20 protein-coding genes and 1 pseudogene are annotated in these 19596 nt (G+C 68.3%); 14 read left to right on the top strand and 7 right to left on the bottom strand.

The window, feature by feature from the left end:
- Nucleotides 1–7: 7 nt before the first annotated feature.
- The gene (locus K3G64_RS23685; protein ID WP_238887833.1) at nt 8–625 is read right to left on the bottom strand and encodes a TetR/AcrR family transcriptional regulator; all 618 of its coding nucleotides are present in this window, start codon (nt 623–625) and stop codon (nt 8–10) included.
- A 43-nt stretch (nt 626–668) separates the two neighbouring features.
- Between K3G64_RS23685 and K3G64_RS23680 the strand changes: the two genes are divergently transcribed.
- Nucleotides 669–1793 (top strand): sulfotransferase family protein, encoded by a 1125-nt coding sequence (locus K3G64_RS23680; RefSeq protein ID WP_238887831.1) that lies wholly within the window; start codon nt 669–671, stop codon nt 1791–1793.
- Nucleotides 1790–2851 carry a hypothetical protein gene (locus K3G64_RS23675; protein ID WP_238887829.1) on the top strand — a complete coding sequence of 354 codons (1062 nt, stop codon included), beginning with the start codon at nt 1790–1792 and terminating at the stop codon, nt 2849–2851. The genes K3G64_RS23680 and K3G64_RS23675 overlap by 4 nt, the downstream gene beginning before the upstream one ends.
- Here the strand turns inward: K3G64_RS23675 and K3G64_RS23670 are convergent.
- Complete coding sequence (locus K3G64_RS23670; RefSeq protein WP_238887828.1) at nt 2848–3417, bottom strand: DUF3558 domain-containing protein; 570 nt, start codon at nt 3415–3417, stop codon at nt 2848–2850. The genes K3G64_RS23675 and K3G64_RS23670 overlap by 4 nt on opposite strands.
- 131 nt (nt 3418–3548) lie before the next feature.
- Between K3G64_RS23670 and K3G64_RS23665 the strand changes: the two genes are divergently transcribed.
- From K3G64_RS23665 to truB, 3 genes are all read left to right on the top strand, one after another.
- Nucleotides 3549–4502: a metallophosphoesterase family protein gene (locus K3G64_RS23665; protein WP_238887826.1), complete on the top strand. Its 954-nt coding sequence runs from the start codon at nt 3549–3551 to the stop codon at nt 4500–4502.
- On the top strand, nt 4499–5179 hold the full coding sequence (pptT, locus tag K3G64_RS23660; RefSeq protein ID WP_238887824.1) for a 4'-phosphopantetheinyl transferase PptT: 681 nt from the start codon (nt 4499–4501) through the stop codon (nt 5177–5179). The genes K3G64_RS23665 and pptT overlap by 4 nt, the downstream gene beginning before the upstream one ends.
- A 65-nt stretch (nt 5180–5244) precedes the next feature.
- Nucleotides 5245–6084: a tRNA pseudouridine(55) synthase TruB gene (gene truB / locus K3G64_RS23655; RefSeq protein WP_238887822.1), complete on the top strand. Its 840-nt coding sequence runs from the start codon at nt 5245–5247 to the stop codon at nt 6082–6084.
- 10 nt (nt 6085–6094) lie between these two features.
- Here truB and mntR read toward each other — a convergent pair whose 3' ends face one another.
- Nucleotides 6095–6799, bottom strand: a complete 705-nt coding sequence (gene mntR / locus K3G64_RS23650; protein WP_255727856.1) for a manganese-binding transcriptional regulator MntR — start codon at nt 6797–6799, stop codon at nt 6095–6097.
- An 80-nt stretch (nt 6800–6879) separates the two neighbouring features.
- On the opposite strand from mntR, the gene K3G64_RS23645 reads away from it, so the two are divergent.
- The 4 genes from K3G64_RS23645 to K3G64_RS23630 all read left to right on the top strand — a co-directional run bounded on the left by K3G64_RS23645 (nt 6880) and on the right by K3G64_RS23630 (nt 12157).
- Nucleotides 6880–7860, top strand: a complete 981-nt coding sequence (locus K3G64_RS23645) for a bifunctional riboflavin kinase/FAD synthetase (protein ID WP_238887821.1) — start codon at nt 6880–6882, stop codon at nt 7858–7860.
- Between the two features lie 122 nt (nt 7861–7982).
- On the top strand, nt 7983–8252 hold the full coding sequence (rpsO, locus tag K3G64_RS23640) for a 30S ribosomal protein S15 (protein WP_238887819.1): 270 nt from the start codon (nt 7983–7985) through the stop codon (nt 8250–8252).
- A 316-nt stretch (nt 8253–8568) separates the two neighbouring features.
- The gene (locus tag K3G64_RS23635; protein WP_238887817.1) at nt 8569–10839 is read left to right on the top strand and encodes a polyribonucleotide nucleotidyltransferase; all 2271 of its coding nucleotides are present in this window, start codon (nt 8569–8571) and stop codon (nt 10837–10839) included.
- Nucleotides 10840–10879: 40 nt separating this feature from the next.
- Complete coding sequence (locus K3G64_RS23630; protein ID WP_370647025.1) at nt 10880–12157, top strand: M16 family metallopeptidase; 1278 nt, start codon at nt 10880–10882, stop codon at nt 12155–12157.
- 198 nt (nt 12158–12355) lie between these two features.
- On the opposite strand, the pseudogene ald reads toward K3G64_RS23630, so the two are convergent.
- A pseudogene (gene ald / locus K3G64_RS23625) lies at nt 12356–13484 on the bottom strand (alanine dehydrogenase).
- 91 nt (nt 13485–13575) lie between these two features.
- Here ald and K3G64_RS23620 point away from each other — a divergent pair.
- A complete protein-coding gene (locus K3G64_RS23620; RefSeq protein ID WP_238887808.1) occupies nt 13576–14091 on the top strand; it encodes an Lrp/AsnC family transcriptional regulator in 516 nt (171 codons plus the stop codon).
- A gap of 2 nt (nt 14092–14093) precedes the next feature.
- Here K3G64_RS23620 and K3G64_RS23615 read toward each other — a convergent pair whose 3' ends face one another.
- Nucleotides 14094–14996, bottom strand: a complete 903-nt coding sequence (locus K3G64_RS23615) for an NAD-dependent epimerase/dehydratase family protein (RefSeq protein WP_238887806.1) — start codon at nt 14994–14996, stop codon at nt 14094–14096.
- A gap of 23 nt (nt 14997–15019) precedes the next feature.
- Nucleotides 15020–16399: an HNH endonuclease signature motif containing protein gene (locus K3G64_RS23610; RefSeq protein WP_238887799.1), complete on the bottom strand. Its 1380-nt coding sequence runs from the start codon at nt 16397–16399 to the stop codon at nt 15020–15022.
- Nucleotides 16400–16463: 64 nt separating this feature from the next.
- Here K3G64_RS23610 and dapB point away from each other — a divergent pair, with 64 nt between their 5' ends.
- The 4 genes from dapB to K3G64_RS23590 all read left to right on the top strand — a co-directional run bounded on the left by dapB (nt 16464) and on the right by K3G64_RS23590 (nt 18646).
- Nucleotides 16464–17198, top strand: coding sequence for a 4-hydroxy-tetrahydrodipicolinate reductase (dapB, locus tag K3G64_RS23605; protein WP_238887798.1), 735 nt, complete (start codon nt 16464–16466; stop codon nt 17196–17198).
- Nucleotides 17199–17261: 63 nt separating this feature from the next.
- Nucleotides 17262–17729: a hypothetical protein gene (locus tag K3G64_RS23600; protein WP_238887796.1), complete on the top strand. Its 468-nt coding sequence runs from the start codon at nt 17262–17264 to the stop codon at nt 17727–17729.
- Nucleotides 17726–18184, top strand: a complete 459-nt coding sequence (locus K3G64_RS23595) for a flavodoxin family protein (RefSeq protein ID WP_238887789.1) — start codon at nt 17726–17728, stop codon at nt 18182–18184. Before K3G64_RS23600 ends, K3G64_RS23595 begins: the two co-directional genes overlap by 4 nt.
- A complete protein-coding gene (locus K3G64_RS23590; protein WP_238887788.1) occupies nt 18185–18646 on the top strand; it encodes a hypothetical protein in 462 nt (153 codons plus the stop codon).
- On the opposite strand, the gene K3G64_RS23585 is transcribed toward K3G64_RS23590, so the two are convergent.
- On the bottom strand, nt 18640–19563 hold the full coding sequence (locus K3G64_RS23585) for an HpcH/HpaI aldolase/citrate lyase family protein (RefSeq protein ID WP_238887786.1): 924 nt from the start codon (nt 19561–19563) through the stop codon (nt 18640–18642). The two genes, K3G64_RS23590 and K3G64_RS23585, sit on opposite strands and share 7 nt — an antisense overlap.
- Between the last annotated feature and the right edge of the window lie 33 nt (nt 19564–19596).

The following is a 19596-nucleotide window of genomic DNA, read 5'->3' as shown; positions in this document are numbered from 1 at the left end:
GTCGAATTTACGCAGGCGATCCGCCGTCGGGGTCAAGCGCCTGGACAACCGCCGTCATCGCCCAATCGATGGTCGCAGTGGCGGCGTCGGCTTCGATTCCCCACACCCCGACCAGCCGTTCGTAGGAGGCCGGGCTCCACAGCACGTCGAGCAGGCCGGCCACCCGGCGGCGCTGTGCCTGCGGCAGTGCCGGGGCCGCGTGGGCCACCGCGCGCAGCAGTGCCTCGCGGCGGCGCTCGTCGGAGCGGACGAACGCCGGGTCGCTCGGTGCCGGGACCATCTCCCGGACGGCGAACCGCTGCAGCGACGCGAACACCCGGGCCGTGACCGCGCCGAGATTGTCGAGTGTCACGTCCTCGTAGGACACTCCGGCCTCGGTCTCGAGCCGCTGCATCACCGCGGCGTGCAGATGGCGTTCGGTGGGGAAGTGCCGATAGACGGTTCGCTCGCCGACGCCGGCGCGTTCGGCCACTGCGCGAAACGTCAGTCCCCGCCAGTCCCAGCTGTCGAACTCGTGCACCAACTCGCTGCCTGCGCGCACGATGCGGTCGCGCGTCTGGGCGGCCTTCCGCCGACGGGCGCTGTTGTCGTAGGGACGCCTCGACGCTCTTGACGGCTCGCCCATAATGATGACAGTGTACTGTCATCAATTGCGGTGGAGGTGCGGCGTGGCGTCAGCGACTGAACTGATGGCCCGCGCTGTCGAACGCACCGGTCTCGACGACTTCGGCGACGACGCGTTCCGCGAAGGTCTGGAGATCCTCACCCGCGCGCTGCGCGACGAGGCCCGGCTTAACCCTCGCGGCGAGGGTTTCGTCTACAGCCGCCTGGAACTGCACTTGTCACAGCGCCTGCAGGTCGAGGACTGGTACCGCAGGCATCCGGAGATCGGCGACGAAACCGTCGCGGCGCCGCTGTTCGGGCTGGGCCTGCCGCGCACCGGGTCGACGGCGCTGTCGTTCCTGCTCGCACAGGACCCCGACGTGCGGTACCTGCGCAGCTGGGAGTCGGCGCAGCCGTGCCCGCCACCTTCGACCGTGCCCGGCGACGATCCCCGCGTCCCGCCGGATGCGCGCCCGCTGGTCGTGGGCAGTCGCCACCATGTGCCCACCGACATCCGCGGGCCGATGGAGTGCCTGGACCTGATGGCGCTGGACTTCAAGTCCCAGATCTTCCAGGCCTACGCCCAGATCCCGTCGTACTCCCAATGGTTGTGCGAGGAGGCCGATTTCACCTCGACCTATCTGTACGAGCGCCGCGTGCTCAAGCTCCTGCAGTGGGGCGAGCGGCCGCGACCGTGGCGGCTGAAGTCCCCGGCGCACGTCCTGTCGCTCCCGCACCTGAACCGCGCGTTCCCGGACGCCCGGTTCGTCATGACACACCGCGACCCCACCGACGTGATGTTGTCGGTGGTCGACGTCTACGCCGACATCGTCGGCGGCTTCACCGACCACCTCGACCGGCGCTATCTCGGGGAACTGAACGTCGCTCAATGGTCCACCGGTATCGGGCGCACCATGGCCTTCCGCGCAGGCGGCGCCGAGGACCGCTTCTACGACATCGACTTCCGCGCCATGCAGGCCGATCCGATCGGGCAGGTCAGGGGGCTGTACGCGTGGCTGGGCGAACCGGTCACCGAGGAGTTCGAAGCACGGATGCGGGCCTGGTGGGCCGACAACGCCGACCACCGCGAGCCGCACCCCAAAGCCGAACCGGCGGCCTTCGGGCTGGACTTCGACGCGATTCGGCCGTTGTTCGCCGACTACACCGACACGTATGCCAGAAGCGCATGAAGCTCGACCTGACCGGCGGCATCGACCCCGCCCGCGAGCTGATGTTCGCGCGCAGGCCCGACAACCCAGAGATGCGTGACTCGGTGAGTTTCTGGGTGTTCGACGAACGCGGTGAGTTCGGCCTGCCGCGGATCGGCATCGAGGCCGTCGCGTCGAATTGGGACACGCACGGCATTCAGGTCAACGTCGCCTTCGCCGACGGCCGGGTGTACCGGCTGCGCACAGAGGGCCCCAGCAAGCCGGTCGAGGGACCCGACGGCAGACCCACGGTGCTCGGCGCGGGCGCGTTGGCCTTCGCGTGTGTGGCGCCCTTCGCGGTGTGGACCATGGCCTTCGATGGGCAGGCCGTGCAGACCTCCTCGGCGGCACTGGCCGCGGGACGCAAGGACGGTCCGTTGGTCGATGTGCGGTTCGAGGTCGAGGCGACGATGGCGGTGCCGCCGTGGGTGCAGGGGTCGATGCGCGCCGACGCCGACGAGCAGTTGCGAACGACGGTGGTGGGCGACCTGATGGGCGGCGCCCGCTACGAGCAACTGTTCCGGGCCACCGGAGCGGTCGAGGTCGCCGGTGAGCACCGGTCGTTCTCGGGCAGCGGGTTGCGGATCCGGCGCCGGGGAGTGCGCAAGCTCGAGGGGTTCTGGGGCCATTGCTGGCAGTCGGCGCTGTTCGGCAGCGGCCGGGCGTTCGGTTACATCGCCTACCCGCCGCGCCCGGACGGGGAGCCCAACTACAACGAGGGCTATGTGTGTTTCGGTGACGGCGAACTGGTGCCCGCCCGAGTCGTCGAGGCGCCGTGGCTGCGCCGGCTGAGGCCCCGCGGCGAGGACGTGTCCATGGTGCTCGACACCGACCGCGGCACCGTGCGGATCGAGGGCGAGACGGTGGTGTCGACCCATGACATCACCGATCGCAGCGAGGTCCCGGCCGATCAGCTGGCACTGATGGCGAATTGGACGTTTCCCGCGCTGCAACAGGCCGGGGTCCGCTACCGGTGGGACGGCGAACAGGCGATCGGCATGCTCGAACGCTCCAGCCCGATGGACCGGATCGAAGGCTAGAACTTGTACAACGGCACGAGTTCGTGAGCGCGCTGCAGGTTGGTCTGCATGCAGTCGGGGTCGGGATTGGAGTAGATCGGTGAGTAGAACAGCGACTGCTGCAGCACCCCGTACTCGGTGTCGAACGCGATCATGCAGGTGATCCACCAGCGGTTGTTCCAGTCCGTCGGCTTCATGATCCAGTACTGCGCGGCGCGGTGCCCGGCGATGTCGAGTTCGACGGCGTCCGGCGGCAGCGTCTGCTCGTAGGTCCGCCACACGATCGCCTCGACCGCCATCTGGTAGTTGCCTGCGTCGTACTTGCAGCGCAGCTGATCCTCGGGGGTCGGTGGGGTGAACGCCAGCCCGAGGGCGGCGACGGCGTCGAGCGGGATCTGCTTGCACGGGTTGAACGGCGACGGATCGGTGGTCTCGATGACGGGCCACTTGATCGAGGTGGTGACGTTGGTCATCGGGATGTCGTCGGCGTCCACCCGGGGGGCGCCGGTCGGCGTCGCGTGCCAGCCCACGACCACCGCCGCGAGCAACGCGCACAGCGCAGAGACCAAGCGCAGCTTGGCGAGCATCAAGCCCCCTGTTCGTCGGTCCGACCCTGCGGGGAGTGTAGCGGTCACCGGCGGGGGGCTGGAGAGGAAACGAGAACCTGTTCTAGTTGCCGGGCGAGCCGCGCGCCGCCGCTTAAGTAGGCTGGTCGGTTGTGACACGCGACGGCCGGCGGCCCATCCTCTGGGCGATCAGCGACCTGCACACGGGTCACACCGGCAACAAGCCGGTGACCGAGTCGCTGCATCCGGCCTCGCCCGACGACTGGCTGATCGTCGCCGGCGACGTCGCTGAGCGCACCGACGAGATCCGGTGGGCGCTCGACCTGCTGCGCAAGCGATTCGCCAAGGTGATCTGGATCCCGGGCAACCATGAGCTGTGGACCACCAACCGCGATCCGATGCAGATCTTCGGCAAGTCCCGTTACGACTACCTGGTCAACATGTGCGACGAGATGGGCATCATCACCCCGGAGCACCCGTTCCCGGTGTGGACCGAAGAAGGCGGCCCCGCCACCATCGTGCCGATGTTCCTGCTCTACGACTACAGCTTCCTGCCTGCGGGGACGGCCACCAAGGCCGAGGGTCTCGCGCTCGCCAAGGAGCGCAACATCGTCGGCACTGACGAGTTCCTGCTCTCGGCCGAACCGTATGCCACCCGCGACGCGTGGTGCCGCGACCGCGTCGCCTATACCCGTAAGCGGCTCGAGGATCTCGACTGGATGACGCCGACGGTGTTGGTCAACCACTTCCCGATGGTGCGGGAACCGTGCGAAGCGATGTTCTATCCGGAGTTCTCGCTGTGGTGCGGGACCACCGCGACCGCCGACTGGCACACGCGCTACAACGCGATCTGCTCGGTGTACGGGCACCTGCACATCCCGCGCACCACGTGGTACGACGGCGTGCGCTTCGAGGAGGTGTCGGTCGGCTATCCGCGGGAATGGCGGCGCCGCAGGCCCTATCGATGGCTGCGCCAGATCCTGCCCGATCCGAAGTACGCGCCCGGCTACCTCAACGAGTTCGGCGGCCACTTCGAGATCACCCAGGAGATGCGCGAACATGCTCAGAAGGTGCAGCAGCGAGTGTCCGAACGGCTTAACCGGTGACCACGGCCGCAGCGCTGCTGGCCGGTGTGCTGCCCGGCCCAACACATGCACTGGCCGCGGCCGAGGTGTACAGCGACCCACCGGATCTGGCGCCGATGCCCGAGGAGGAAGCGCTGATCGCCAGGTCGGTGCCCAAGCGCCGCAACGAGTTCATCACCGTGCGGCACTGCGCGCGGCAGGCACTCGACGCACTCGGGGTCGGCCCGGTGCCGATCCTGAAGGGGGAGAAGGGCGAACCGTGCTGGCCGGACGGGGTGGTGGGCAGCCTGACGCACTGTGAGGGCTACCGCGGGGCGGTGGTGGGCCTTCGGGCAGGCGTGCGCTCGGTCGGCATCGACGCCGAACCCCACGGGGTACTGCCCAACGGTGTGCTCGACGCCATCAGCCTGCCGGTCGAACGGACCGAGCTGCGCGCGTTACCCCCGGGCCTGCATTGGGATCGAATCCTGTTCTGCGCCAAGGAGGCGACGTACAAGGCCTGGTTCCCGCTCACTCGGCGCTGGCTGGGCTTCGAGGACGCCCACATCGTGTTCGACGTCGACGACAGCGGCACCGCGGGCGGGTTCGTGTCGCGAGTCCTGATCGACCCGACCGCCGAGCACGGCCCGCCCTTGGAGACGTTGCGTGGTCGCTGGTCGGTACGCGACGGGATCGCGTTGACGGCGATCGTGCTGTGACGGATGCCGCGCACGCGAGGAGCAGATTAGGGCCAGGCCTGGTCGTCGTCGACAAACCCGCCGGGATGACGAGCCACGACATCGTCGGCCGGTGCCGACGTTTCTTCGGCACCCGCAAGGTCGGGCACGCGGGCACCCTGGACCCGATGGCCACCGGCGTGCTGGTCGTCGGGATCGAGCGCGCCACCAAGATCCTCGGCCTGCTCACCGCGGCCGACAAGGCGTATGCGGCCACCATCCGGCTGGGCCAGACGACGTCGACCGAGGACGCCGAAGGTGAGCTGCTGCAGACGATGTCGGCCAGGCATATCACCGATACCCAGATCGAGCAGGCGGTGTCAGCGCTGCGCGGCGAGATCGACCAGATCCCGTCGGCGGTGAGCGCGATCAAGGTCGGCGGCCAGCGTGCCTACAAATTGGCCCGGGACGGACAGACCGTCGAACTGGCCGCGCGCCGGGTACGCATCGGCCGGTTCGACGTCGTGGCCGTGCGCAGGCATTCCGCACTCATCGATGTCGACGTGGAGGTCGACTGCTCCAGCGGCACCTATATCCGCGCGCTCGCCCGCGACGTCGGCGACGCCCTGGGTGTCGGCGGGCATCTGACGGCGCTGCGGCGCACCCGCGTGGGACGGTATGGACTCGAGGAGGCCCGCACGCTTGAGGAGCTGGCCGACGAACCCCGGTTGAGCTACTCGCTCGACGAGGCGTGCCTGCTGGCCTTCCCGCGGCGCGTGCTGACCGCCGAGGAGGCCGACGGCGCCAGCCACGGGCGACCTCTGACGCCTGCCGGGATCGAAGGCGTCTATGCCGCAACCGATTCCGACGGCCGGGTGGTGGCCTTGCTCGAAGATCGCGGCACGCGAACGAAATCGGTCGTCGTGATCCGGCCCGCCACGCTCTGACGCGCGCTGCTCAGCTGACCACCCAGATCGCTTCCGCGGCAGGGCTGCCCAGGTCGACGGTGGTGCCGGGGTCGTCCTCGCCGGCATCGGCGGACTTGATGGCGACCGAGATCATGCCGGCGAAGTCACGGCGGGCCAGCACGTGCAGGCGGGAATCCAAACTGATGCCGACGCTGTCGAAGTAGCGCAGCATCTCGGGATCGGCATCGGAGATGCGGGCGATGACCCCGGTGTCGCCGTCGCGGCACACCGACAGCTGCCGCGCGTCGGGGGTCGGCACCTGGCCGTCGGTGGCCGGAATCGGGTCGCCGTGCGGATCGCGCGTCGGATGGCCCAACTTGGCGTCGATGCGGTCCAGCATCCGATCCGAGACCGCGTGCTCGAGCACCTCGGCCTCCTCGTGCACCTCGTCCCAGCTGTAGCCGAGTTCGCGCACCAGGAAGGTCTCCATCAACCGGTGTCTGCGCACCATCGCCAGCGCGGCGGCCCGGCCGGCGTCGGTCAACGTCACCGCGCCGTACTTCTCGTGGTTGACCAGGCCCTGGTCGGCCAGCTTGCGGATGGATTCGGAGGCCGTACTGGCCGACACGCCGAGCTTCTCGGCCAGCAGCTTGGTGCTGACCTTCTCCATCGACCACTCCTGCACGGTCCAGATGACCTTCAGGTAGTCCTGGGCGACCGTCGTCAGGTCGCGCGCATCGCCGGCAGGACTCACAGGACAAAGTTTAGGCAACGGTCACCTCATCTGGGCATCCAGCGAAGCGGCGGGCCGTGTTCGCGCCGTAGGCTAGCCCCGTGCAGCGCTGGCGGGGACAGGACGAGATCCCGACCGATTGGGGCCGATGCGTCCTCACCATCGGCGTGTTCGACGGTGTGCACCGCGGTCATCAGGAGCTGATCAACCATGCTGTGAAGGCCGGCCGCTCGCGCGGGGTGCCGACCGTGCTGATGACGTTCGACCCCCACCCGATGGAGGTGGTCTTTCCCGGCAGCCATCCCGCCCAGCTCACCACGCTGACGCGGCGCGCCGAGTTGGTCGAGGAGATGGGCATCGACGTGTTCCTGGTCGTGCCGTTCACCTCGGACTTCATGAAGCTGACCCCCGAGCGCTACATCCACGAGCTGCTGGTCGAGCGCCTGCACGTCGTCGAGGTCGTGGTGGGGGAGAACTTCACGTTCGGCAAGAAGGCAGCGGGCAACGTCGCGCTGCTGCGCAAGGCCGGTGAGCGGTTCGGCTTCGCGGTCGAGGGCATGACGCTGGTTTCGGAGGTCGCCGACACGAACCAGGACGAGTCCGTCACCTTCTCCTCGACCTACATCCGGTCCTGCGTGGACGCCGGTGACGTGGTCGCCGCCGCCGAAGCGCTGGGCCGGCCGCACCGCGTCGAGGGCGTGGTGGTGCGCGGCGATGGACGCGGCAAGGTGCTTGGCTACCCGACCGCCAACGTCGCGCCGCCGATGTACTCGGCGATTCCCGCCGACGGTGTGTACGCGGCGTGGTTCACCGTGCTCGGCCACGGCCCGATCACCGGCACCGTCGTCCCCGGGGAGCGTTACCAGGCCGCGGTGTCGGTGGGCACCAACCCGACGTTCTCCGGTCGCACCCGCACGGTCGAGGCGTTCGTCCTGGACACCACCGCCGACCTGTACGGCCAGCACGTCGCGGTCGACTTCGTGGCCCGCCTGCGTGGGCAGGAGAAGTTCGCCGAGGTCGAGCACCTCGTCGCGCAGATGGGCGCCGATACCGAGAACGCCCGCACTATCCTGTCCCGCTGAGCTGCGATTTCACCGCGTCACCGGCGCGCTGTTAGACTCCTGGCCGACCTGGTGTGCGCTGCAGTCCGCGGCGGCCACGCCGTCAGATGATCCCGCGGACTGAAACAGACGGAGTTGATTTCGTGGCGCTCACCGCCGAACAGAAGAAGACCATCCTGGGCGAGTACGGCCTGCATGACACCGACACCGGCTCCCCGGAGGCTCAGGTCGCCCTGCTGACCAGGCGCATCGCCGACCTGACCGAGCACCTGAAGGTGCACAAGCACGACCACCACTCGCGGCGCGGTCTGCTGCTGCTGGTCGGCCGTCGGCGCCGGCTGCTCAAGTACGTCGCACAGGTCGACGTGGCGCGCTACCGCTCGCTGATCGAGCGCCTCGGCCTGCGTCGCTGACGACGAGGCACCCATTCCGGGCGGCCTGCCCCGGCCCGTCGGGATTTCGGCCCGGTACCTGCGGCAGAGTACGATGGTCTGGTTCGTCAGCCGCCTCGGCGCGAACGACTCGGGTGCGGTTTCGCAGTTCCGCGAGTACCGCTCCCGCGAGCGTCATATCGGACCCCGCTCGATCGCGCGGTCTTCGGTAGTGGCTGCCGGATCTGACTGCCGGCAGCTTCGATCGACGGCCGTAGCCGCATCGAGGCCGATGGTTCGACCGCTGTGACGACGCGAAACAGCTGAACAGTGAACCAGAGAGGCCAACCGGACACCCATGTCTGTAGTTGAAATTGAAGACGGCGTCTACGAATCGACCGCCGTGATCGACAACGGAAGCTTCGGCTCCCGCACCATCCGCTTCGAAACCGGCCGGCTCGCTCAGCAGGCCGCCGGCTCGGCCGTCGCCTACCTCGACGACGAGACCATGCTCCTGTCCGCGACGACGGCCAGCAAGAACCCCAAGGACCATTTCGACTTCTTCCCGCTGACCATCGACGTCGAGGAGCGCATGTATGCCGCCGGGCGCATCCCCGGCTCGTTCTTCCGCCGCGAGGGTCGCCCGTCGACCGACGCGATCTTGACCTGCCGACTGACCGACCGGCCGCTGCGTCCGTCGTTCGTCAGCGGCCTGCGCAACGAGATCCAGGTGGTCGTCACCGTGATGAGCCTGGATCCCAACGATTTGTACGACGTGGTGGCCATCAACGCCGCATCGGCGTCGACCCAGCTGGCGGGTCTGCCGTTCTCCGGGCCCATCGGCGCGGTGCGGGTCGCGCTGATCGACGGGACCTGGGTGGCGTTCCCGACAGTCGAGCAGCTCGAGCGTGCCGTGTTCGACATGGTCGTCGCGGGCCGGGTGCTCGATGAGGACGACGTAGCCATCATGATGGTCGAGGCCGAGGCCACCGACAAGGTCGTCGAGCTGATCGCCGGTGGCGCCCAGGCACCGACGGAAGCCGTTGTGGCCGAGGGTCTGGAGGCCGCCAAGCCGTTCATCAAGACGCTCTGCGAGGCGCAGCAGGAACTGGCCGACCGCGCCGCCAAGCCGGTGGGCGACTACCCGGTGTTCCCCGACTACGGCGACGACGTCTACTACGCGGTGGCCTCGGTGGCCACCGAAGCGCTTTCTGAGGCGCTGACCATCGCGAGCAAACAGGAGCGCAACGACCGCACCGACGAGATCAAGGTCGAGGTGCTCGAACGGCTCGCCGATCAGTACGCCGGTCGTGAGAAAGAGGTCGGTGCCGCGTTCCGCTCGCTCACCAAGAAGCTGGTGCGGCAACGTATCCTGACCGACCACTTCCGCATCGACGGTCGCGGCATCACCGACATCCGCGCGCTGAGCGCCGAGGTCGCCGTCATCCCGCGGGCACACGGTAGCGCGCTGTTCGAGCGCGGCGAGACCCAGATCCTGGGCGTCACCACACTGGACATGATGAAGCTGGCCCAGCAGATCGACTCGCTGGGCCCCGAGACCAGCAAGCGCTACATGCACCACTACAACTTCCCGCCGTACTCGACCGGTGAGACCGGTCGCGTCGGGTCGCCGAAGCGCCGCGAGATCGGCCACGGCGCGTTGGCGGAGCGGGCGCTGATGCCGGTGCTGCCCAGTGTCGAGGAGTTCCCGTACGCCATCCGTCAGGTCTCCGAGGCGTTGGGCTCCAACGGGTCCACCTCGATGGGTTCGGTGTGCGCGTCGACGCTGTCGTTGCTCAACGCCGGTGTGCCGCTGAAGGCTCCGGTCGCGGGTATCGCGATGGGCCTGGTCTCGGACGACGTGGAGGTAGAGGGCGCCGACGGCAAGACCGAGCGCCGGTTCGTCGCGCTGACCGACATCCTCGGCGCGGAGGACGCGTTCGGCGACATGGACTTCAAGGTCGCGGGCACCAAGGAATTCGTCACCGCCCTGCAGTTGGACACCAAGCTCGACGGCATTCCGTCGCAGGTGTTGGCGGGTGCGCTGGCGCAGGCCAAGGATGCGCGGCTGACCATCCTCGAGGTGATGGCCGAGGCCATCGACGCCCCCGACGAGATGAGCCCGTACGCGCCGCGGATCACCACGATCAAGGTCCCGGTCGACAAGATCGGCGAGGTGATCGGGCCCAAGGGCAAGATGATCAACTCGATCACCGAGGAGACCGGCGCGTCGATCTCGATCGAGGACGACGGCACCGTGTTCGTCGGCGCGACCGACGGCCCGTCGGCGCAGGCCGCGATCGACAAGATCAACGCGATCGCCAACCCGCAGCTGCCGAAGGTCGGCGAGCGGTTCCTCGGAACCGTGGTCAAGACCACCGACTTCGGTGCGTTCGTGTCGCTGCTGCCGGGCCGTGACGGGCTGGTGCACATCTCCAAGCTCGGCCGCGGCAAGCGCATCGCGAAGGTGGAGGACGTCGTCAAGGTCGGCGACAAGCTGCGCGTGGAGATCGCCGACATCGACAACCGCGGCAAGATCTCGCTGATCCTCGTCGACGAACAGGAAGACGGAGCGTCGGCGTCCAGTCCTGAGACTGCACCGGCAGATGCCGCCGCGGCCAACAGCTAGGGCATTGCGCCGCGCCGGCAGCGGCGACGGTTCGTCAGCGATGGTGCGCCGCACCGTGCTGCCCGGTGGGCTGCGTGTGGTCACCGAGTACGTCCCATCGGTGCGTTCGGCATCGGTGGGCGTCTGGGTCAACGTCGGGTCCCGCGACGAGGGGCGCAGCGTGGCGGGCGCGGCGCACTTCCTGGAGCACCTGCTGTTCAAGTCGACCCCGACGCGCACCGCGGTGGCCATCGCGCAGGCGGTCGACGCGGTCGGCGGTGAGCTCAACGCGTTCACCGCACGCGAGCACACGTGCTACTACGCGCATGTCATCGATTCCGACCTGGAGTTGGCAGTCGACCTGGTCGCCGACGTGGTGCTGCGTGGCCGGTGCGCAGCCGACGACGTCGAGGTGGAACGTGACGTCGTGCTCGAGGAGATCGCCATGCGCGACGACGATCCCGAGGACACGCTGGGCGACGTTTTCCTGTCGGCGATGTTCGGCGGTCACCCGGTCGGCAGGCCGGTGATCGGCAGTGTTCAGTCGATTTCGGCGATGACGCGGCATCAACTGCGGTCCTTCCATACCCGGCGCTACCGGCCCGAGCGGATGGTGCTCGCGGTCGCAGGCAACATCGACCACGACGAGGTGGTGTCGCTGGCGCGCGAGTACTTCGGTCCGCGACTGATGCGTGATCGTGCCCCGTTGCCGCCGCGCAAAGGCACGGGCCGGGTGAGCGGGCAGCCGGGCCTGCAACTGGTCAACCGGGACTGCGAGCAGACGCATCTGACGTTGGGCGTCCGCACGCCGGGCCGCCACTGGGAGCATCGCTGGGCACTGTCGGTGCTCAACACCGCGCTCGGCGGCGGGCTGAGTTCGCGTCTATTCCAGGAGATCCGGGAGACGCGCGGGCTGGCCTACTCCGTGTACTCAACGGTCGACACCTTCTCCGACGGCGGTGCGCTGTCGGTGTACGCCGGATGCCTGCCGGAGCGGTTCGACGAGGTCGTCCGGGTCACCACCGATGTGCTGGAGACCGTGGCCCGCGACGGGCTCACCGAATCGGAGTGCCGCATCGCCAAGGGTTCCCTGCGTGGCGGTCTGGTCCTCGGCCTGGAGGATTCCGGCTCGCGGATGCACCGCATCGGTCGCAGCGAACTGCACTACGGCGAACACCGCACCATCGAGCAGACGCTGGCGAGGATCGACGCGGTCACCCTCGAAGAGGTGAACGCCGTCGCGCACCGGCTGCTGACCCGACCCTTCGGCGGTGCAGTCCTCGGTCCGCAAACATCGAAAAGGGCGTTGCCGCAACCGCTTCGGAGTATCGCGGGCTGACCTCAGACATTTCCCCAGGTCGCCCCGACCACCCCCCGTGGCCGGGGGCGACTGGTGAGCGGCTGTCCCCCCACGCGCCCCCCAGCGCCAGCCGCTGGACTAAACGGTATGGGATGGCCGAGTCGGAAGGAATCAGGCGAATCCCTATGGTTTGCCGACGGCGACCCATGGAGCGGTCAATGTCGCCTGCGCGAGGTGTCAGGCAAGCGCGGACACCGGGTCGGTGCAGGGCAGATCCAGATCGCGTGCCACCTGCTCGGACAACAACGCACCGTCGTGGGTGGACAGGCCCTCGGCCAGCGCCGCATCGGCCCGGCAGGCGTCCTGCCAGCCCAAATCGGCGAGCTTGAGCACGTAGGGCATGGTCGCGTTGGTCAACGCGAACGTCGACGTGCGCGGCACCGCGCCCGGCATGTTGGCGACGCAGTAGAAGACGGTGTCGTGCACCGCGAAGGTCGGGTCGTCATGGGTGGTCGGTCGGGAGTCCTCGAAGCATCCGCCCTGGTCGATGGCGATGTCGACGAGCACCGCGCCGGGTTTCATCCGTGCGACGGTCGAGTTGGTCACCAGCTTGGGGGCCTTGGCGCCGGGCACCAACACCGCGCCGATGACCAGGTCGGCGCCCTTGACGGCGTCTTCGAGGTCGAGCAACGACGAATAGCGGGTCTCGATGCTGCCGTTGAACTCGTTGTCGATCTTGCGGAGCGTGTTGACGTTGACGTCGAACACGTTGACGTGTGCGCCCATGCCCTTGGCGATCCGGGCGGCGTTGTAGCCGGCGACACCGCCGCCGATCACCACGACTTCGGCGGGTGCGACGCCGGGGACGCCGCCCATCAGCACGCCGCGGCCGGCGTGGCTGCGCATCAGGTGATAGGCGCCGACCTGCGCCGACAGCCGCCCGGCGACCTCGCTCATCGGCGCCAGCAGCGGCAAGGCACGTGATCCGTCTGGGCCGGTGGTCTGAACGGTCTCGTAGGCGATCGAGGTTGTGCCCGCAGCCATCAGCGCGTCGGTGCAGCCCTTGGACGCGGCCAGATGCAGGTACGTGAACAGCGTCTGACCGCGGCGCATCCGGTGGTACTCGGCCTCGACGGGCTCCTTGACCTTGAGCAGCAGCTCGGCTTCGGCCCACACCTGATCGGCGCTGGTGATCAGCTGAGCGCCGGCGCGCTTGAAGTCGGCGTCGGAGAGCGACGAGCCCCTCGCCCGCGCCCGACTGGATGAGAACCTCGTGGCCTCGGTGCACCAGTTCGGCGACCCCCGTCGGGGTGATGGCAACGCGGTACTCGTTGTTCTTGATCTCGGTCGGGACGCCGACTCGCATGATCCGCTCCTCGAATCGCGGGCTTGAACCACTGTGAAGAAAATTCGGACATAGCGCAATGAGGCCGCGTAAAGTTCAATATTCTGGGGTTATGAGCGAAAGATCGTCAACATCGAGGGGTCGGCAGGCCGGCTCGTTGAAGGATGTTCGGCCGGTCGCGCTCGACGATGTCGATCGCCGGATCCTGACCGTTCTGCATCGCGACGCGCGGGTCTCCAACAACACGCTGGCCGACCAGGTGGGCATCGCGCCGTCGACCTGCCACGGGCGGGTGCGCAGGCTGCAGGATCTGGGCGTGATCCGCGGGTTCTACACCGACATCGATCCGGCGGCGATCGGGCTGCACCTGCAGGCGATGATCTCGGTGAGCCTGCAGTCCAGCGCCCGCGGCAAGATCAGCAGCTTCATCGAGCAGATCCGGCGCATGCCCCAGGTGATGGACGTGTACTTCCTCGCAGGGGCCGACGATTTCATCCTGCACGTCGCCGCGCGCGACACCGACGATCTGCGCTCCTTCGTGGTGGACAACCTCAACGCCGACGCGGATGTGGCCGGTACGCAGACGTCGTTGATCTTCGAGCACCTGCGGGGCGCATCGCCGCTGTGACGCTATGACCCGATCAGCTCGGGGTGAAACGTGGCCGCCATGCGCCGCATCCCGTCGCGCCAGTCCACCGTGGTGCCACCGGCCAGTTCGCGCATGGCGCTCACGTCGACGGGGTTGCCGCGCAACGCCTCTGGGCTCACCTCGAAGACCGGTTCGCTGCCGACCAGCGAGCCGAGATACTCACACCACTGCTGCAGGCTGATGACCTGGTCACCGGCCCAGTTCACGGTGGTGGCCGGAACGGAGGCGGCGGCAAGAAGGTTCGGGATCATCGCGATGATGTCGTCCTCGTGGATCGGGTTGTAGCGGGCGGGACCGCCGGGGGGCACCGGGATCGGCATGCCGCCCAGGATCATCTCCAGGTGGAAGAACGGCCACCCGCCGTTGTCGCCATAGGGCACGTTGAGCCGCGCGATGGTCGTCGGCATACCGAGCACCCGGGCCATCGTTCGGGCAACCGTCTCCCCGGCGATCTTCGAGATGGAGTACGTCGGCAGCAGAGGTCTGTGGTTGTCGCCCAGTGCCGTCCGTTCGGTGCGGAGCTCGTCGTCCGGCGGGTCGTAGACCGCGGCCGAGGAGCAGTGCAGAAATGCCTTCGCGCCACGGCAGTGCGCCATCAACAGACCGACCGACTCGGCGTTCGCCGCCAGGTCCTTGTCCCACCGGCCGCTCTTGGCTACCGCGAGATTGAGTACATAGTCGAAATCGGTGGGCAGGGATGCGAAGTCGCCCGCGGCCATGTTGACGGTCTCGCAGCGCACACCGGCTTTCTCGAGCCGCTCGCGGGCCCCGGCATCGGTGAACCGCGCGATGCCCCAGACCTCGTTCTCGGCGGCCAGCGCGCGCGCAGCGGGCAGGGCGACCTGACCGGTCACCCCGGTGATCAAGATCTTGAAGCCACGCATGGCGCTGATGGTAGGTCGCGTCGTCACGGGTCATCACCGGTTCGGCCGTCGCAGTCGAGGAGTTCTTCGGGGTGGTGGTAGCTGTTGACGCGGGATTGCCCGCGGTCGAGGTGCGGTGGCGGAATCCACTCGGTGCGTCCGTCATCCCGTATGCGGGTGGTCCAGCCGCCGGTTTCGACCAGCCGGTTGTCGGGCCCGCACGCCAACGTGAGGTCGTCGACATTGGTTTCGCCGCCGTCGATCCAGTCCGCAGCGGCGTGGTGCGCCTGTGTCCAGTAGGCCGGGACCGGGCAGCCGGGCTTGGTGCAGCCGCGATGGCGTGCATAGAGGACGATGCGCTGGGCCCGGTTGGCCAGGCGCTTGGTGCGGCCCAGGTAGAGCGTTTGGCCGGTGTGCTTGTCGAAGACGGCCAGGTAGTGGTAACTGTGGCTGGCCAGCTTGATGACCTCGCGCATTGGCAGCATGGTGCCGCCGGCGGTGATCCCGTGGCCGATACCGGCTTCGAGGTCCTGCAAGGTGGTGGTGACGATCAGGCTCACCGGCAGCCCGTTGTGCTCACCGAGCCGGCCGGAGGCCAGCAGGGCTCGGCCCATCGCGGTCAGCGCGTCGTGATTGCGCTGGGCTGGGCTGCGGTAGTCGCGGCGCACGGTCTCCTCGTCGGGTTCGCCGTCGACGCAGGGTTTTTCGTCGTCGGGGTTGCACATGCCCGGGGCGGCCAGCTTGGCCAGCACGGCGTCCAGGGTGGCGCGGGCCTCGGGGTCGAGGCGCCCGCGGATCGCACTCATACCGTCGGCGCCCTGTGGCCCGATGCTGAGCCCGCGTTTGGCGGCGCGGTCGCGGTCGCTGAACTCGCCGTCGGGGTTGACATAGGCGGCCAGCCGCGCGGCGGCTTTGGCCAGGACCTCGGGGGTGTGTTCGGCCGCCAGTGCAGCCAGCGTGTGTTCGCAGGACTCCCGGGTCGGCAGATCGACGCCAACGGGCAGCTCCGCGAAGAAGGTCCGGATGATGCGCACGTGCTCGGCACCCAACTCGCCCGCGGCCTGACGCTTGGCGACCTCGGGCAGCATCGGCTCCAACGCCTCACCGGTCAATGCGGTGCGCGGGCCGAGGTCGGCGGCCTCGGCCAGGCGCCGACGCGCCTCGGCTCGGCTGATCCGCAGCCGCTCGGTAAGGACGTGCGGCCAGTTCGCACCGCCCATCTCCCCGGCGGTGCTCTGGTTGACCAGAGCTTGCAGCAACCGGTGCTCGGCAGCGGGTTGACTGCGCCGATCGACTTCCAGCTCGCCGAGCAGCTCGAGGCGCTCGACCGGGGTCAATGCGTCGACGTTCAGACCGGAGATCTGCTCACGCACCGCACGCAGCCGAGCGACCACCGCATCGACCGAATCACGCGCAATCGCCATAACTCGAACACTAGTTCGAACCTCCGACAAGTCTGCGTAATGCCTGATCGCCTAGGGTGACGGCATGCGAGTCGGAGTTCTGGGCGCCAAAGGCAAGGTCGGCACGACGATGGTCGAGGCCGTCGAGGCCGCCGACGATATGACCTTCACCGTCGGGATCGACGCCGACGAGCCGCTCGACCGACTGGTGGACACCGACACCCACGTCGTCATCGACTTCACCCATCCGGATGTCGTCATGGACAACCTCCGGTTCCTCGTCGAGCACGGGATACACGCCGTCGTCGGCACCACCGGCTTCACCGACGATCGGCTCAGCCAGGTCGAGCGCTGGCTGACCGAGGCGCCGGGTGTCTCGGTCCTCATCGCTCCGAACTTCGCGATCGGCGCGGTGCTGTGCATGCACTTCGCCAAGCAGGCCGCCCGGTACTTCGAATCGGTCGAAGTGATCGAGCTGCACCATCCACACAAGGCCGACGCGCCGTCGGGCACCGCGGCACGGACCGCCCGGCTCATCGCCGAGGCGCGAAAAGACATGCCGCCCAACCCCGATGCCACCAGCACCGGCCTGGACGGCGCCCGGGGTGCGGACGTCGACGGTGTCCCTGTGCATTCGGTTCGGCTGGCCGGTCTGGTCGCCCATCAGGAGGTGTTGTTCGGCACTGCGGGGGAGACGTTGACGATCCGCCACGACAGCATCGATCGCACCTCGTTCGTGCCCGGCGTCCTGCTCGCCGTGCGACGAGTCACCGAGCGGCCGGGACTGACCGTCGGAATCGAACCCCTGCTCGACCTGTGATGAGCGCTCGCGCGAAGAACCGAGGGCACCGATGAGCGCTCGCGCGAAGAACCGAGCGCGTTGATGGCCGACGACGGACGCAACGCGGTGCGCATCCAAGTGCTCATCGTCTTCATGTGCGTCGCGCTGGTCGTCTACTTCGTGCTGCTCGGCCGGATCGCGATGGCGTTCGTCGGCACGGGGGAGCCGGCGGCGATCGGGTTGGGGCTGGCGCTGATGATCCTGCCGCTGATCGGCGCCTGGGCTATGGTCAGCACGCTGCGCGCGGGGCTGGCCCATCAGCGGCTCGCCCGGCTCGCCCGCGAGCACGGCATGGAGCTCGACGTCAGCGCGTTGCCGCGCAGGGCTTCCGGACGCATCGACCGGGAGGCGGCCGACGCGCTGTTCGTGAAGGTTCGCGACGAGTTGGAGAACGACCCGGACAACTGGGTGCGCTGGTACCGGCTGGCGCGGGCCTACGACTACGCCGGTGACCGCAGCCGCGCCAGGGAGACGATGCGCAAGGCGGTCGAGATGGAGGAGCGCAGGTGAGCAAGACGCTGCTGGTCGTGCATCACACCCCGTCGCCGGGGACGCGGGAACTGCTCGAGGCGGTTCTCGACGGCGCCAACGACCCCGACATCGAGGGCGTCGACGTGGTGGTCCGCCCGGCGCTGGCCGCCACGTTGCCCGACATGCTCGACGCGGACGGCTACCTGTTCGGCACCACCGCGAACTTCGGCTACATGAGCGGCGCACTCAAGCACTTCTTCGACACGGTGTACTACCCGAGCCTCGACCACGTCGCCGGCCGCCCTTACGGAGTATGGGTGCATGGCAATAACGACACCGTGGGTGCGGTCGACGCGGTAGAAAAGCTTGCGACCGGGCTGGCCCTGGCCAAGGCCGCCGACGTGCTCGAGGTGGTCGGCCGCGTCGACGCCGGTGTGCGTGAGCGGGCCTACGAACTCGGCGGCACGCTGGCCGCGACGTTGATGGAGGACTGAATGCCGGGAATCGCTGAAATCGCCATGGGCGCAGCGCCGATCGCCGGTGGGGCGTTGTTGGGCATTGCTGCGGGCAGCATCAAGGGGCCGGACGTCCGCGGTGCCATCGTCAAGGACCTCGATCTGCTCGCACGGATTCCACCCGAGCAGACCGAGCGCCGGGAACGGCTGCAGCGGGCCATCGATCAGCGCATCGACGACCTGATCGCGACCGCCGAGAAGACCCGCCAACTGCGCATGGCCGCCGCCTCCTACGAAGGCAATTGGCGCGACATCGTGGTGTTCGTCTGCGCGATCCTCTTCACGATCGTGTGGTGGCACGTCAGCCACAGCCGGTCGAACTGGCTGGTCATGTTCATCGTGCTGATCATCCTGACGGTCATCGCAGGCGTCTATGCGAGTCGCGGGCTGATCCGCAGTCTGCGTGCTCTCCGCCGGCGACGGCGCGCCGAGAGTCAGTAGTGGTAGGTGTCCGACGGCGCCGGGATGTGCGCCGGGTCGTCGACGTCGTCGAACTCCGAGACCTCGATGCCGTAGGCGCGGGCCAGGTCCAGGATCTTGCTGGCCCGGGCGATCCGGGGTAGGTCCGACCCGTTGCGGATCTCGCCGCCGTCGCGTTCGAACTCGGTGAAAAACTCCTTCGCCCAACCGATCTCCTCGAGCGACGGGGAGAGCCCGTCATTGACGATCGGGCACTGCTCGGGCATCAGGCAGATCTTGCCGGTCATGCCGAATTCGGCCGACACCGCGGTCGCCTCGCTGAGCTTGAGCGCGCTCGAGCCGACCGTCGGACCGTCGATGGCGCTGGGCAGGTGTGCGGCCTTGGCCGCGATGGTGAACCGCGACCGCGCATAGGCGAGGGTGGTCGGGCTCTCGCCGAACCCGGTGTCGCGGCGGAAGTCGCCGATCCCGAACGCCAGCCGGAATGTCCCTTTGGCTGCTGCGATCTCGGTGATGCGCTCCAGGCCGCGCGCCGTTTCGACGAGGGCGACGATCGGCACGTTCGGCAACCGTTTGGCGGTCTCGGTCACATGGTCGACTGATTCGACCATCGCCAGCATCACCCCGCCGACCGACGTCGGGGCGAGCGCGTCGAGGTCGTCGGCCCACCAGGCGGTGCCGAACCCGTTGACACGCACCCAGTCGGTGTGGCCGTCGCTCAGCCAGCGGACCACGTTGTCGCGGGCGGCGAGCTTGTCCTTGGGGGCTACCGCGTCCTCGATGTCGAGTACCACGACGTCGGCGCGGGACCGCCCCGCAGGCGCGAACCGCTCGTACTGCGCGCCGTTGACCAGCAGCCAGCTGCGGGCGAGGACGGGGTCGATGCGGAATCCGACGTCGCCGTCGACGGACTGGTTGCCGGGTTCTGTGTCGGGCATCTGTTCATCGTTGCGTATCGGCATGCGGGCCCG

The sequence above is a fragment of the Mycobacterium sp. IDR2000157661 genome (assembly GCF_022317005.1).
GTDB lineage: Bacteria > Actinomycetota > Actinomycetes > Mycobacteriales > Mycobacteriaceae > Mycobacterium.
This window is presented reverse-complemented; position numbering and strand designations above follow the sequence as displayed.